At 55.2% G+C, this 15700-nt stretch carries 13 protein-coding genes; 1 reads left to right on the top strand and 12 read right to left on the bottom strand.

The features are described from left to right. Positions 1-71: 71 nt before the first annotated feature. The 12 genes from nuoL to lrhA form a co-directional block, all read right to left on the bottom strand. Positions 72-1913, bottom strand: a complete 1842-nt coding sequence (nuoL, locus tag B498_RS16675; protein WP_008500213.1) for an NADH-quinone oxidoreductase subunit L — start codon at positions 1911-1913, stop codon at positions 72-74. Then, positions 1910-2212, bottom strand: coding sequence for an NADH-quinone oxidoreductase subunit NuoK (gene nuoK / locus B498_RS16680; RefSeq protein WP_003861496.1), 303 nt, complete (start codon positions 2210-2212; stop codon positions 1910-1912). Before nuoK ends, nuoL begins: the two co-directional genes overlap by 4 nt. After that, on the bottom strand, positions 2209-2763 hold the full coding sequence (gene nuoJ / locus B498_RS16685) for an NADH-quinone oxidoreductase subunit J (RefSeq protein WP_008500212.1): 555 nt from the start codon (positions 2761-2763) through the stop codon (positions 2209-2211). The genes nuoK and nuoJ overlap by 4 nt, the downstream gene beginning before the upstream one ends. A 10-nt stretch (positions 2764-2773) precedes the next feature. Further along, positions 2774-3316: an NADH-quinone oxidoreductase subunit NuoI gene (gene nuoI / locus B498_RS16690; RefSeq protein WP_003861491.1), complete on the bottom strand. Its 543-nt coding sequence runs from the start codon at positions 3314-3316 to the stop codon at positions 2774-2776. 13 nt (positions 3317-3329) lie between these two features. Next, positions 3330-4307, bottom strand: coding sequence for an NADH-quinone oxidoreductase subunit NuoH (nuoH, locus tag B498_RS16695; protein WP_008500211.1), 978 nt, complete (start codon positions 4305-4307; stop codon positions 3330-3332). Continuing rightward, a complete protein-coding gene (nuoG, locus tag B498_RS16700) occupies positions 4304-7027 on the bottom strand; it encodes an NADH-quinone oxidoreductase subunit NuoG (RefSeq protein WP_008500210.1) in 2724 nt (907 codons plus the stop codon). Before nuoG ends, nuoH begins: the two co-directional genes overlap by 4 nt. Positions 7028-7082: 55 nt before the next feature. Then, a complete protein-coding gene (nuoF, locus tag B498_RS16705; RefSeq protein ID WP_008500209.1) occupies positions 7083-8420 on the bottom strand; it encodes an NADH-quinone oxidoreductase subunit NuoF in 1338 nt (445 codons plus the stop codon). Next, positions 8417-8917: an NADH-quinone oxidoreductase subunit NuoE gene (gene nuoE / locus B498_RS16710; RefSeq protein WP_008500208.1), complete on the bottom strand. Its 501-nt coding sequence runs from the start codon at positions 8915-8917 to the stop codon at positions 8417-8419. The genes nuoF and nuoE overlap by 4 nt, the downstream gene beginning before the upstream one ends. A 2-nt stretch (positions 8918-8919) precedes the next feature. Next, a complete protein-coding gene (nuoC, locus tag B498_RS16715; protein WP_008500207.1) occupies positions 8920-10722 on the bottom strand; it encodes an NADH-quinone oxidoreductase subunit C/D in 1803 nt (600 codons plus the stop codon). Between the two features lie 89 nt (positions 10723-10811). Beyond that, positions 10812-11486, bottom strand: coding sequence for an NADH-quinone oxidoreductase subunit NuoB (gene nuoB, locus B498_RS16720; protein ID WP_003861482.1), 675 nt, complete (start codon positions 11484-11486; stop codon positions 10812-10814). Positions 11487-11501: 15 nt separating this feature from the next. Next, positions 11502-11942, bottom strand: coding sequence for an NADH-quinone oxidoreductase subunit NuoA (gene nuoA, locus B498_RS16725; protein WP_006176516.1), 441 nt, complete (start codon positions 11940-11942; stop codon positions 11502-11504). A 630-nt stretch (positions 11943-12572) separates the two neighbouring features. Next, positions 12573-13511, bottom strand: coding sequence for a transcriptional regulator LrhA (gene lrhA, locus B498_RS16730; RefSeq protein WP_021241557.1), 939 nt, complete (start codon positions 13509-13511; stop codon positions 12573-12575). Between the two features lie 938 nt (positions 13512-14449). Here lrhA and alaA point away from each other — a divergent pair. Then, positions 14450-15664, top strand: coding sequence for an alanine transaminase AlaA (gene alaA / locus B498_RS16735; RefSeq protein WP_008500204.1), 1215 nt, complete (start codon positions 14450-14452; stop codon positions 15662-15664). Positions 15665-15700 lie beyond the last annotated feature (36 nt).

Raw genomic sequence — 15700 nt, 5'->3', positions numbered from 1 at the left:
TTTACATTCCTTTTTAAGGCCCCCAGCAGGGGCCTGATTTTCAACGAATTCGAATAAAATTCACTTAACGATCAACGCAACACCATCAGCAGCGCCAGCACCACAACCGCACCGATGCTCATGGACGCCACATACCAGCGCAGGTAACCGTTCTCGCTGTACAGCAGGCCTTTGCCTGCAAAGCGGGAAAGGATCGCCGGGATGTTCATCAGGCTGTTCAGCGGGTCGCGCTTCAGCAGCCACGCGATGCCCAGGAACGGCTTAACGAAGATCATGTCGTACAGCCAGTCGAAGCCCCACGCGTTGTACCACCAGGTGCCCAGCAGGCGGCCCGGCGCACTGTTGGCCACGGCAGTGACCAGCGTACGTTTGCCCAGCCACAGCCATGCGGCGATCAGGATGCCCGCGATAGCGACCACACCGGAGGTGATTTCAAGCGTCAGAACGCGACCGTGCTCAAGCTCGGTTGTCGCCGGCAGCACGCCCTGCAGCGGAGGCACAATCATCGCGCCAACGAAGGTGGACAGTACCAGCAGCACAATCAGCGGCAGGTGATGGGTAATCCCCTTCCCTGCGTGAGCGTGAATTTGTTCTTTACCGTGGAATACGATGAAAATCATACGGAAGGTATACAGGGAGGTCATGAACGCACCGACCAGACCCGCAACCATCAGATTGATATGACCATTCGCCATGGCACCCGCAAGGATTTCGTCCTTACTGAAGAAGCCCGCGGTGATCAGCGGCAGAGCCGCCAGCGCCGCGCCGCCCACCAGGAAGCAGACATACACCAGCGGAATGGACTTACGCAGTCCGCCCATTTTGAAGATGTTCTGCTCGTGATGGCAGGCCAGAATCACCGAACCGGATGAGAGGAACAGCAGCGCTTTAAAGAACGCGTGCGTCATCAGGTGGAAAATGGCCGCGTCCCACGCCTGAACGCCCAGCGCGAGGAACATGTAACCAATCTGGCTCATGGTGGAGTACGCGAGAACGCGCTTGATGTCGGTCTGCACCAGCGCGGCAAAGCCTGCCAGCACCAGCGTGACCGCACCGACGATACCCACCAGGTGCAGAATTTCCGGAGTCATCAGGAACAGGCCATGGGTACGCGCAATCAGGTACACACCGGCGGTGACCATGGTCGCAGCGTGGATCAGCGCGGAGACAGGGGTTGGACCCGCCATCGCGTCGGCCAGCCATGTCTGCAACGGCAGCTGCGCGGATTTACCCACGGCACCACCCAGCAGCATCAGCGTTGCCCACCACAGCATGTTGTTGCCTGCGGCGAAGTGCGCTGGCGCCAGTTCAACCATTTCGCGGAAGTTCAGCGTGCCCAGTTCGTTGTAAAGAATGAACAGCGCGAAAGCGAGGAAGACGTCACCCACGCGGGTCACGACGAACGCTTTCATGGCCGCTGCGCCATTCTTCGGATCGGTATAGTAGAAACCGATCAGCAGGTAAGAGCACAGACCTACGCCTTCCCAGCCCAGATACATCAGCAGCAGGTTATCGGCCAGCACCAGAACCACCATGCTGGCGATAAACAGGTTGGTGTAGGCGAAGAAGCGGGAGTAACCCTCTTCACCGCGCATATACCAGGAGGCGAACATGTGGATCAGGAAGCCGACGCCGGTCACCACGGAGAGCATGGTCAGGGAGAGACCATCCAGCACCAGGTTGAAACCGATGTTGAAATCACCGACCGACATCCAGGTCCACAGCGGCACGCTGAAAGGCTGACGCCCGTTGTTAAAGAAGTCGATACCCGCATACGCTGTCACCAGCGCAGCCAGGCCAACAGAGCCCATGCCGACGGTTGCAGACAGATTCTCAGACCAGCGGCCACGAGAAAACGCCAGCAGCACGAAGCCAATCAGCGGAAAAATAATGGTTAAGGCAAGCATGTTCATCCACGCAACTCACTTACTGAATCGATGTTCAGATTCTGGCGGCGACGATGGAGCTGCAGCAACAGCGCCAGGCCAATACTCGCTTCGGCAGCCGCAAGGCTGATGGCGAGAATGTACATCACCTGACCATCGGTCTGGCCCCAGTAGCTTCCGGCGACCACGAAGGCCAGCGCGGAGGCGTTAATCATGATTTCCAGCCCGATCAGCATAAACAGCAGATTGCGGCGGATAACCAGACCAGTCAGACCCAGAACGAATAAAATCGCAGCGAGGATCAGTCCATGTGTTAAGGGGATCATGCGCGCTCCTCCGTTTTTCTTTTCGCGCGGTCGTCAGTGCGGTTGCTCAGCACCTCGCCAGCACGCTCTTCGCGGCCAACGTGGAAGGCCACAACCAGACCTGCCAGCAGCAGCATGGAGGCCAGTTCAACCGCCAGAACGTATGGGCCAAAGAGCGTAATACCGACCTCTTTAGCGCCGATCGGCGTGCCGTCGATGCCCTGATCGTTAACACCCAGAATGGCGTACACGATCACCACCAGCATGATGGCCGACAAAATTGCCGGGCCGATCCACACCTGCGGTTTTAACCACTGACGTTCCTGCTCGATTTCAGAGCCGCCCAGGTTCAGCATCATCACGACGAACACGAACAGCACCATGATGGCCCCGGCGTAGACGATGATTTCCAGCGCACCGGCGAAGTGCGCGCCCAGTGCGAAGAACACCCCGGAAATGGCAAGCAGCGAGATGATTAAGTACAGCAGCGCATGCACCGGATTGGTGTGCGTAATCACTCGCAGCGTAGCCAGGATGGCGATAAGGCCACAGATATAAAAAGCGAATTCCATTGCCCTCTCCTTACGGTAACAGGCTCTTGACGTCGATAGGCTTGGCTTCGTTCTCCGCTTCGCCCTTATCTTTGCCGTCGATTGCCATACCCGCCATCCGGTAGAAGTTATATTCCGGGTATTTGCCCGGACCGGAAATCAGCAGATCCTCTTTCTCGTACACCAGATCCTGACGCTTGTACTCACCCAATTCGAAGTCTGGGGTGAGCTGAATCGCCGTGGTTGGGCACGCTTCTTCACACAGACCGCAGAAAATGCAGCGTGAGAAGTTGATGCGGAAGAACTCAGGGTACCAGCGGCCGTCTACCGTCTCGGCTTTCTGCAGAGAGATACAGCCAACCGGGCACGCTACCGCACACAGGTTACAGGCAACGCAGCGCTCGGAACCGTCCGGGTCGCGCGTCAGCACGATACGGCCACGGTAGCGCGGCGGCAGATATACCGGCTCTTCCGGGTACATCCGGGTTTCGCGTTTGGCAAACGCGTGCAGGCCGATCATCCAGATACTGCGTACCTGGGTACCGAAGCCTACCAGTAATTCTTTTAAGGTCATGGTCTATTGCCCCTTATGGCTGCTGCCAGAGAATGACAGCGGCCGTTACCAACAAGTTGACGAGCGTCAGCGGCAGGCACACTTTCCAGCCGAAGGACATTACCTGGTCATAACGCGGACGCGGTAACGCTGCGCGAATCAAAATGAACATCATCATGAAGAACGCGGTTTTCAGCGCGAACCAGATGAACGGCGGTAAGAACGGGCCATGCCAGCCACCGAAGAACAGCGTTACCATCAACGCGGAAATGGTGACGATACCGATGTACTCGCCCACGAAGAACAGACCGAATTTCATACCGGAATATTCGATGTGGTAACCGTCGGCCAGTTCCTGTTCGGCTTCTGGCTGGTCAAACGGGTGACGGTGACACACCGCCACGCCCGCGATAGCAAAGGTAATAAACCCAAAGAACTGCGGAATCACGTTCCAGATGTCGGCCTGGTTGTTGACGATGTCGGTCATGTTAAATGAACCGGCCTGCGCCACCACGCCCATCAGGGAGAGACCCAGGAACACTTCGTAGCTCAGCGTCTGCGCGGAAGCACGCATCGCACCCAGCAGCGAGTATTTGTTGTTACTGGACCAGCCTGCGAACAGGACCGCGTAAACCGCGAGACCTGCCATCATCAGGAAGAACAGAATGCCGATGTTCAGGTCAGCGACCACCCAGGTCGGGCTGACCGGAACGATAGCAAACGCCAGCAGCAGCGAGGTGAAGGCGATCATCGGTGCCAGAGTAAAGATCACGCGATCCGAGAAGCGCGGGATCCAGTCCTCTTTAAAGAACATCTTGATCATGTCCGCGACCAGCTGGAGTGAACCACCCCAGCCCACGCGGTTCGGTCCGTAACGGTTCTGGAACAGACCGAGCAGACGACGTTCACCAAAGCTCATGAACGCGCCGCAGGTGACCACCACCAGCAGGATAACAATCGCTTTCAGAATGCTCAGCAGGATGTCGATAAGATCCGGCGTTAACCAACTCATGCTTTTGCCTCCTGCAGATTATCAAGACGCGCACCCGCCAGAACCGGCGCGATGCCAGGCATACCCATCGGCAGACCGACCTGCCCTGCTGTCAGACTTTCAGAAATAATCAGCGGCAGGCTGATGGTCTGGCCGTCATAGCTAAAGGCGATGTTCGCGCCCGCGTTAACGCCAAGCTTCGCGGCGTCCGCCGGGCTGAGCTTGATGTACGGCTGCGGCATGCGGGTCTGGAAGACCGGTGAACGCTGGGACAGCTCGTCGCTACCGAACAGGTGGTAGTACGGGGCAATACGCCAGCTACCGTCCTGCGCCTGGAAGCTCGCCGGTACGGTGGTGAAGAAGTCCAGACCGGTTTCGGAGGCTTCAATCAGACGCACGCCCGGATCGCCGTGGCGCAGGGAGCCGCCCACTTCAGCCTGGAACTTGTTCCATGCCTGCGGGGAGTTCCAGCCCGGTGCCCATGCGAACGGGATTTGCGAACGCGGCGCAGACGGCTGGTTGTTCCCTTCCATGGAGAAGGCGAACATGGTGTCTTTATCCTGCGGCTGGCGCGGTTCGTGCACGCTGATGTTGGCGCGCATTGCGGTACGGCCGCTGTAACGGTGCGGTTCACGCGCCAGTTTCTGGCCGCGAATGCGGAAGCTCGCTTCAGGCGCGGCATCTTTAATGCCTGCCAGCTGAGGCAGTTTTTCCACCACCGCGTCGATAACATGGTCGAGCTGCGTCCAGTCCACTTCACGGCTCTGCACGGTGCTGTGCAGGGAGTGCAGCCAGCGCCAGCTTTCCAGCATCACGGTGTTGCTGTCGTAGTAAGACGGGTCATAAACCTGGAAGAAACGCTGTGCGCGGCCTTCGTTGTTGATAACCGTACCGTCGCTTTCTGCGAAGCTTGCCGCAGAGAGCACCAGGTGCGCTTTATCCATAATCGCGGTGCGCTGATGGTCAATCACCATCACCAGCGGCGCTTTGGAGAGCGCGGCGTCAACGCGAGCGGCAGAAGCATGACGATGCAGGTCGTTTTCCAGCACCACCACGGCGTCAGCGGCACCGGACTCCAGTTCGCTTAACGCAGCTTCCAGCGAGCCGCCGCCAATCATGCCCAGACCAATGCTGTTCACCGCACGGGCAATCATGGTCACGCCAACGTCAGCACCGCGGCCTTTCAGAGCTTTGGCCACGTTGGCTGCTGCCTGAATGATCTCTGCGCTACCGGCGTTGGTACCGGAAATAATCAGCGGTTTCTTCGCACCGGCCAGGGCCTGAACAATCACGTCAACCTTGCTCTGCAGGTCGCGATCCAGCTCAACGGCCGGTGAGTTGTTGTCCAGCGCGTGGGCAATGGCAAAGCCAAGACGCGCCTGATCTTCAACCGGTGCGCAGTAGGTCCACGCGGCGATATCGTCCAGACGGGTGTTGTCGACGTTCGTCACAAACAGAGGATGCTTCGCGCGCTGACCGATGTTCAGGATCGCCGCAATCTGCCAGTCAGCCACTTTCTGTGCCGCTGCCATTTCACGTGCTTTCCCCTTCACCGCCTGACGAACCGCCAGAGCCGCGCGGGCGCCGGTCTGGGTCAGGTCTTCACCCAGCACCAGGACCGCATCATACGATTCGATTTCGCGCAGCGCAGGGGTATGGATACCGCCTTCACGCAGCACTTTCAGTACCAGCTGCAGACGTTCCTGCTCGCCCTGGGCGATGCCGGTATAAAAGTTTTCCGCCCCGACCAGTTCGCGCAGCGCGAAGTTGCTTTCGATGCTGGCGCGCGGGGAGCCGATGCCGATCACTTTCTTCGACTGGCGCAGAATATCTGCCGCGCCCTGCATCGCCTGTTCAGCGTTCAGGGTAATGAAGTCGTCGCCACGGCGCTGAACCGGCTGACGCGGACGGTCCTTCAGGTTCACATAGCCATAGCCGAAACGACCGCGGTCGCAGAGGAAGTAGTGGTTAACGGTACCGTTGTAGCGGTTTTCGATACGGCGCAGTTCGCCGTAGCGCTCACCCGGGCTGGTGTTACAGCCGAGGGAACACTGCTGGCAGATGCTTGGCGCAAACTGCATGTCCCATTTACGGTTGTAACGCTCGGAGTGGGTTTTATCGGTGAATACGCCGGTCGGACAGATTTCCACCAGGTTACCGGAGAATTCGCTCTCAAGCGTACCGTCTTCCGGACGACCGAAGTAGACGTTGTCATGTGCGCCATACACGCCCAGATCCTGACCGTCTGCGTAATCTTTGTAGTAACGCACGCAGCGGTAGCAGGCGATGCAGCGGTTCATTTCGTGAGAGATGAACGGCCCCAGGTCCTGGTTACGGTGGGTACGCTTGGTAAAGCGATAGCGACGGAAGCTGTGACCGGTCATCACGGTCATATCCTGAAGGTGGCAGTTTCCGCCCTCTTCACAGACCGGACAGTCGTGCGGGTGGTTGGTCATCAACCACTCCACAACGCTTTCGCGGAACTGTTTCGCTTCTTCGTCATCAATCGAAATAAAGGTGCCTTCGGTGGCTGGCGTCATACAGGACATCACCAGGCGACCACGCGTGTCTTCCGCGTTTTGATATTGCTTCACCGCACACTGGCGGCAAGCACCGACGCTGCCCAGCGCCGGATGCCAGCAAAAGTACGGAATATCAAGGCCAAGAGACAGACAAGCTTCCAGCAGGTTGTCCGCCCCGTTGACTTCGTATTCTTTGCCGTCTACATGAATCGTAGCCATTAGCATGCTTCCAGTTGGCTCGGTCGAAACCGAGCGTTAATCAAAATTCTTGTCGTTACCAGCGCGCTTTAAGCAGGTTCGGCTGAATCCCATTGATCGCATGGGTATTGCTGAACGGCTGCTTGATGCCTGCTTCGAACTCGTCGCGGAAATATTTGATCGCGCTCTGCAGAGGTTCGACGGCACCCGGTGCGTGGGCACAGAAGGTTTTACCCGGGCCTAAGAATCGACACAGTTGCTCAAGTGTCTCGATATCGCCAGGCTGGCCTTCGCCACGTTCGATTGCACGCAGGATCTTCACGCTCCACGGCAGACCATCTCGGCACGGTGTGCACCAGCCGCAGGACTCACGGGCGAAGAACTCTTCCAGGTTACGCACCAGCGAGACCATGCCGATCTCGTGGTCGACGGCCATCGCCAGCGCCGTACCCAGACGGCTGCCTGCTTTACCAATGCTTTCGAATTCCATCGGCAGGTCAAGGTGGGCTTCGGTCAGGAAGTCTGTCCCTGCCCCACCCGGCTGCCAGGCTTTGAATTTCAGGCCATCGCGCATGCCGCCCGCGTAGTCTTCAAGAATTTCACGCGCGGTAGTACCGAACGGCAGTTCCCAGACGCCAGGATTTTTAACGCGACCGGAGAAGCCCATCAGCTTGGTACCGGCATCTTTGCTTGAGGAGATGCCCTGATACCACTCCACGCCGTTGGCGAGGATAGCCGGAACGTTACACAGGGTTTCGACGTTGTTTACGCAGGTCGGTTTACCCCATACGCCGGAGCTTGCCGGGAACGGTGGCTTGGAACGCGGGTTCGCGCGACGGCCTTCCAGGGAGTTAATCAGCGCGGTTTCTTCACCGCAGATGTAACGCCCGGCGCCGGTGTGCACGAACAGTTCGAAGTCAAACCCGGTGCCGAGAATGTTTTTGCCCAGCAGGCCCGCTTCGGTGGCTTCGGCAATCGCGCGACGCAGGTTTTCCGCCGCTTCGATGTACTCACCGCGCAGGAAGATGTAGCCACGGTACGCTTTCAGCGCGAACGCGGAGATCAGCATGCCTTCCACCAGCAGGTGCGGCAGCTGTTCCATCAGCAGGCGGTCTTTATAGGTGCCCGGCTCCATTTCATCGGCGTTACACAGCAGGTAACGGATGTTCATGGATTCGTCTTTTGGCATCAGGCTCCACTTCAGACCGGTGGAGAAGCCCGCGCCGCCGCGGCCTTTCAGGCCAGACTCTTTTACCGCGTTAACGATGTCGTCCGGCGCCATGCCGCCAAGGGCTTTACGCGCACCGGCATAGCCGTTTTTGCTCTGATATTCGTCGAGCCATACCGGCTGTTTGTCATCACGCAGACGCCAGGTCAGTGGATGCGTCTCAGCAGTACGAATTACAGTTTTCATTTGTACTGCTCCAGCAGGTCAGGAATCGCTTCCGGCGTCAGATGGCTGTGAGTGTCCTCATCAATCATCATGGTCGGCCCCTTGTCGCAGTTACCCAGGCAGCAGGTTGGCAGCAGAGTAAAGCGCCCATCGAACGTGGTCTGGCCCGGCTTGATATTGAGCTTCTTCTCAATCGCAGCCTGAATGCCCTGATAACCGGTGATGTGGCAGACCACGCTGTCACAGTAGCGGATCACATGGCGGCCTACCGGCTGACGGAAGATCTGGCTGTAGAACGTGGCTACGCCTTCTACGTCACTTGCCGGAATACCCAGCACTTTCGCGATCGCATAGATCGCCCCGTCTGGCACCCAACCACGCTGTTTCTGTACGATTTTCAGCGCTTCAATGGACGCCGCACGCGGGTCTTCGTAGTGGTGCATCTCGTGCTCAATGGCGGCACGTTCTGCTTCACTCAGCTCAAAAGCCTCGGTTTGTGGTTGTTGATTCTCGTGCATAATTAGCGGTCCACATCTGACATAACAAAATCGATACTACCCAGATACACAATCAGGTCGGAGACCAGACTGCCGCGGATGGCGGACGGGATCTGCTGCAGGTGCGCAAAGCTCGGCGTACGCACGCGAGTACGGTAGCTCATGGTGCTGCCGTCACTGGTCAGGTAGTAACTGTTAATACCCTTGGTCGCTTCAATCATCTGGAAGGATTCTTGCGCCGGCATGACCGGACCCCAGGAAACCTGCAGGAAGTGGGTGATCAGGGTTTCGATATGTTGCAGCGTGCGCTCTTTCGGTGGCGGCGTGGTCAGCGGGTGATCCGCCTTGAACGGGCCTTCCGGCATGTTGTTGAGGCACTGCTCAAGGATGCGCAGACTCTGGCGCAGCTCTTCCACTTTCAGCATCACGCGGGTGTAGCAGTCGGACACGCCGCCGCCCACCGGAACTTCAAAGTCGAAGTTCTCGTAGCCAGAGTAAGGACGGGCTTTACGCACGTCGAAATCAATACCGGTTGCGCGCAGACCTGCCCCTGTCGTCCCCCACTCCAGCGCCTCTTTCGCGCCGTAGGCAGCAACGCCCTGGGAACGGCCTTTCAGGATGGTGTTGCGCAGCGCGGCTTTCTCGTAAGACGCCAGACGTTTCGGCATCCAGTCGAGGAATTCACGCAGCAGACGGTCCCAGCCGCGCGGCAGATCGTGTGCCACACCGCCGATACGGAACCAGGCCGGGTGCATACGGAAACCGGTAATAGCTTCTACCAGATCGTAGATTTTCTGACGGTCGGTAAAGGCGAAGAAGACCGGGGTCATCGCGCCGACGTCCTGAATGAACGTGGAGATGTACAGCAGGTGGCTGTTGATACGGAACAGTTCTGACAGCATGACGCGAATCACGTTAACGCGATCCGGCACGGTAATGCCTGCCAGTTTCTCAACGGCCAGCACGTATGGCATTTCGTTGACGCAGCCGCCGAGGTACTCGATACGGTCGGTATACGGAATGTAGCTGTGCCAGGACTGACGCTCGCCCATCTTTTCGGCACCACGGTGGTGGTAGCCGATGTCTGGCACGCAGTCGACAATCTCTTCGCCATCAAGCTGAAGAATAATACGGAAAGCACCGTGCGCAGACGGGTGGTTCGGACCGAGGTTGAGGAACATGAAGTCCTCGTTGTCGGTACCGCGCTTCATGCCCCAGTCTTCCGGTTTGAAGGTCAGCGCTTCCATCTCCAGATCCTGCTTGGCTTTGGTCAGCTCAAACGGATCGAATTCGGTAGCACGTGCCGGGTAGTCTTTACGCAGCGGGTGGCCGGTCCAGGTCTGCGGCATCATGATGCGCGTCAGGTGTGGGTGGCCGTCGAAGGTCATCCCGAACATTTCCCATGTCTCACGCTCGTACCAGTTGGCGTTCGGGAAAAGTTTGGTGATCGTCGGCAGATGCATGTCGTTTTCAGACAATGCCACCTTGAGCATGATATCCGTATTACGGTCTATTGAGATCAGGTGGTAGAAAACGGAAAAATCCGCAGCAGGGAGACCCTGGCGGTGCGTTCTGAGACGTTCATCCATGCCGTGTAAGTCAAACAGCATGACGTATGGTTTTGGCAATTTCTTGAGGAAATCGACAACTTCCAGCAATTGTTCACGCTTCACCCAAACAACGGGTACCCCGGTGCGGGTAGCCTGAACAGTAAAGGCATCCGGCCCAAAACGGTTGCGCAGTTCGCCAATGACTGGGTCATCCAGATGATCCCGGGTCTGCCAGGCGGCTTCTTGCGCGGTTAAGTCGGTCATATTGTTCACCATTGCAAATGGTCCGTGGTGACTGTTGAGCCTGGCTTCGCGCTATTTGAGTAGTGATATGCGAAGGTGTTCTCCAGGCCTACAGGCGCAAATTAAATTTCGTCAGGCGTACGCAGATTGGTGACGGCAATACGTTCACCACGTTTACGCTCGCGCTCAGACTGCATGTTCGCGCGATACACACCCTGATCGCCAACGACCCACGACAGTGGGCGACGTTCTTTACCGATGGACTCCTGCAGCAGCATCAGCGCCTGCATGTAGGCTTCCGGACGAGGCGGACAACCCGGGATGTACACATCCACTGGGATAAATTTATCTACGCCCTGTACGACGGAATAGATGTCGTACATACCGCCAGAGTTAGCACATGCGCCCATGGAGATAACCCATTTTGGCTCCAGCATCTGGTCATAAAGACGCTGAATAACAGGTGCCATCTTGGTAAAGCAGGTACCGGCCACCACCATCAGGTCAGCCTGACGTGGGGAAGCACGCAGTACCTCTGCCCCAAAACGCGCAACGTCATGCACCGCAGTGAATGACGTCACCATTTCAACGTAGCAGCAAGAAAGGCCAAAGTTGTAAGGCCAGATGGAGTTCTTACGACCCCAGTTGACCATATCGTGCATGGCATGTTCGAGTTTGCCCATGTACACGCTTTTATTGACTTCTTGCTCCAGGGGGTCGGTTACGATCTCCTGTTTTTGCAGGGGGTAACGGTCATTCTCACCGTTAGGATCTATGCGGGTGAGCGTATAATCCATCTTATTGCCTCGCTGTTACTGCTGACGATTAGAGATACTGTTTTCCGGGTTGATGTGTTCACGACGTGAACGCGCAGGCGTCCAGTCAAGCGCGCCAATACGCACCAGATAAACCAGACCGGCCAGTAGCACTAAAATGAAAATTGCGGCCTCGACAAAGCCCACCCAACCACTTTCGCGAATGGAGGTAGACCACGCGAAGAGGTAAAGCGCTTCCACGTCGAAGATGACGAAGAACATGGCTACCAGGTAGAACTTGGCAGACAGGCGTAAGCGAGCGGTACCTACTGAATCAATACCTGATTCGAAAGGTGTGTTTTTGTGCCTTGCACGGGCGCGACCGCCCAGGAACCAGCCGCCGACTAACATCAGGCAGCACAGGCCAATGGCTACAATAAGAAAGATTGCGAATGCCCAGTGATGAGCGATGACTTCTGTGGATGTTGACATACTCATTGCTTACTCATCAAAAGTGATACCAACGACACTGCTCTTGCTGGCAGATGGGCATCACATCGATTCATGGGGAGGAACAAATAACCTTACACTAACTGTCAGAAATGAGACGTAGACAGCAAAATGATGGGGTTTTTTACTCCTTTCTATAACCTATTGTCAACTTTAACAAAGGTTTCTTCACATTAAATTACATCGAGCGATTCTCATTAACATTTGGTGCCCTTTAACCCTGGTGGGTACATGACTTTCCGTCAAATGTATGTTGTTGAATCGTGTCCGTTTCGGAAGTAAAAAAAATAACCCTCCTATTTTGACAGGATTTGCCAACGATTCCTCCCCCCAAATAGGAGTATTTTCTTGATCTGCGACACGCTTTTGTTAATTCAACCTGGAAAACGGCAACATATTTCCTGTTTTTTTAACATAGGGGGGATATGGATGAAGTTAGAACGGAAAACGGATGAGTTTTAATCAAAAGCATTTAGCTTATTGATAAATAGAGGATATCCCGGAAATCCACGCGGCATACGCGGGTATTATTGCTAAAAAAAAGCCACTGCATGTGAAAATCACACGAGTGGCTTTTTTTTACACTTACATTTTGTTACCAGAATTTTGAGCTGGCGATCACTCAAAATCCCCTTCAACGATCAGGGAATCATCCCCCCCTTCGGAGGTAACGCGCTCGAACTGCCACGGGTTATGGTAGTTTTCCATCGCCTCGAACACCACCTTTGCCAGCTCGTTATGGCTGGACGAATTGTGGCAGAGCAGATATTCCGTATCCGGCAGCGCAGGCAGGCCATCAGATTTTCCCAGAACGCGCAGATCGGGGCTCATCATTTCTACCGGGCGGGCGGTGACACCCAGACCGGCTTTCACGGCGGCACGCACCGCTGGCAGCGTGGACGCCACATACGCCAGACGCCACGGAATATTGGCCTCATTCAGCGCCGTCAGCACCATATCGCGGAACGGGCTCGGGTCATCCAGTAACACCAGCGGCACCGGCTCGCCTTTTTGCAGCACGTATTCGGCCGCGCAATACCAGTGCGTAGGTGATGTACGCAGCGTCAGGCAATCAAACTGCCCGGGACGATGCGTGGTGACCACCAGGTCGACTTTATTCTCATTTAACATCTCAACCATAAAAGCATTACGCTTTACGCTAACGTCCAGCGCAAGCTTCGGATAAACCGAACTGATGCGATTGAGAAGAAACGGCAATATAGTATCCGCCGACTCATCAGATGCACCTAACGTTAGCACGCCCTGAAGGTTGCTAAACATTAATGACATACATGCTTCATCATTAAAGCGAAGAATTTTCCTGGCATAACCCAGAAGCTGAATACCGTGTTCCGTTAAGAGCTTATTACGCCCGTGACGGGCAAATAGCTCTTTACCAACCAGTTGCTCCAGCCGCTGCATTTGCTGGCTGACGGCGGACTGAGTTCGGCAAACGGCGGCAGCAGCTGCTGCAAAAGTGTTGAGATCGGCGACCGCAACAAACGTTCTCAGCAGATCGAGGTCGAGATTCATTATCGGACGATTTGCATTTATCATATCTATTCACTTTCAGGTTGCTCGTGCGGAGCTGCCCGGGTTGAAGCTGTGTGTGTACAGTTAAGCAATTCCCTCTGAAGATTTTCCCTCGCATCCCGGCCCGGCAGACTGCCTGACAGATAGTTATTGTGCTGCTTTATATCAACAGTCAGAAAGCACGTTTCATGACGTTATTTTTATTCTCTTAAACGTTCAGGATATTTAGATGTTCGCAGGTTTATGTAAATTACATTAAAGGTATAACACCTTTTCTGCCATCTGTATCGCAGCGCTGTCAACGTAGCAGGAGATGTGCGACACATTCCAGCCAGAGATAACTCTAACAATAACAATCAATTAATTCAGAAAACCAGTGTCAGATATACAAAAAACGTGCATCTGTCCTCTGCTTTCCTTGAAGACATCTTAACCCAAATCCACTTTATTTATAAGTCTTATTGCAATATTAAGGATTAAAGAAGAATGTTAAGCTTCTAAACTAATTTTATTAAAATTAACTAAAGTTGCATTTTATAGGTTAATAATAAATAAATTTTAATTTAGATTAAGACTATTCATTAATGGCACTTAACATTAATTTCACATGAGTAACTTTTATCCACAGTATGCTATTACAGAAACAGGTATCAAGCATTCAGGTTTTACGAAAAGTCACTCAGAGTGATTGCCACCTCTGTCCAGCTTACCACTTATTTTTAACAGCACATTATACAGTATTTTGGCAAATGGATAGCACATTTAACCCAACCTCTCGCTAAGCGCGCAACTTTAAGACAGTGAAAAAGCGCACGCGCAGCGAAAAAGATTCATCAATAATTTGCTCCGGGCACAAAATCTTCTCCTGCACACCCTTCAAAACGAAGCGAGGGGGGAGTACATTATTCCGTGCTGACTTCCACGGCAGGGAGCGGCAATAATAGCGAAAAGGTTAAAGGTTCATGTCCCCTATCGAAAAATCCAGCAAGCTAGATAACGTCTGTTATGACATCCGCGGCCCGGTTCTGAAAGAGGCAAAACGCCTTGAAGAAGAAGGCAACAAGGTACTGAAACTCAACATTGGTAACCCTGCGCCATTTGGTTTTGAAGCGCCGGATGAAATTCTGGTTGATGTGATCCGCAACCTTCCGACTGCACAAGGCTATTGCGATTCAAAAGGACTTTACTCCGCACGTAAAGCCATTATGCAGCACTACCAGGCACGCGGTATGCGTGATGTTACCGTTGAAGATATCTATATCGGCAACGGCGTCTCCGAACTGATTGTGCAGGCAATGCAGGCCCTGCTGAACAGCGGGGACGAAATGCTGGTACCCGCGCCGGACTATCCGCTGTGGACGGCTGCCGTATCACTGTCCAGCGGTAAAGCAGTGCATTATCTGTGCGACGAATCCTCTGACTGGTTCCCGGACCTGGATGATATACGCGCAAAAATTACGCCCCGCACGCGCGGTATCGTCATTATTAACCCCAACAACCCGACAGGCGCGGTCTACTCAAAAGAGCTGCTGATGGAGATCGTCGAGCTGGCCCGCCAGCACAACCTGATCATCTTTGCAGACGAAATTTACGACAAGATCCTCTACGACGCGGCGCAGCACCATTCCATCGCCGCGCTGGCCCCGGACCTGCTGACCGTCACCTTTAACGGCCTGTCCAAAACCTACCGCGTGGCTGGTTTCCGCCAGGGCTGGATGGTGTTAAACGGTCCGAAAAAGCACGCCAAAGGTTATATTGAAGGGCTGGAGATGCTGGCCTCCATGCGTTTATGCGCCAACGTGCCGGCGCAGCACGCGATCCAGACCGCGCTCGGCGGCTATCAGAGCATCAGCGAGTTTATCGTGCCCGGCGGTCGCCTGTACGAACAGCGTAACCGCGCGTGGGAACTGATTAACGATATTCCGGGCGTCTCCTGCGTGAAGCCGAACGGGGCGCTCTATATGTTCCCGAAAATTGACGCAAAGCGCTTCAATATCCACGACGACCAGAAAATGGTGCTCGATTTCCTGCTGCAGGAAAAAGTGCTGCTGGTTCAGGGCACGGCGTTTAACTGGCCGTGGCCGGATCACGTGCGTATCGTGACGCTGCCGCGCGAAGATGACCTGGAAATGGCCATCAGCCGTTTCGGCCGCTTCCTCTCCGGATACCATCAGTAACGTTGCCTTTCTGCCGGGTGGCGCTGCGCTTACCCG

The sequence above is a fragment of the Enterobacter sp. SST3 genome, from assembly GCF_000286655.1.
GTDB lineage: Bacteria > Pseudomonadota > Gammaproteobacteria > Enterobacterales > Enterobacteriaceae > Enterobacter > Enterobacter roggenkampii.
Note: the sequence above shows the minus strand (reverse complement) of the source record. Positions and strands in the feature narration are given on the sequence as shown.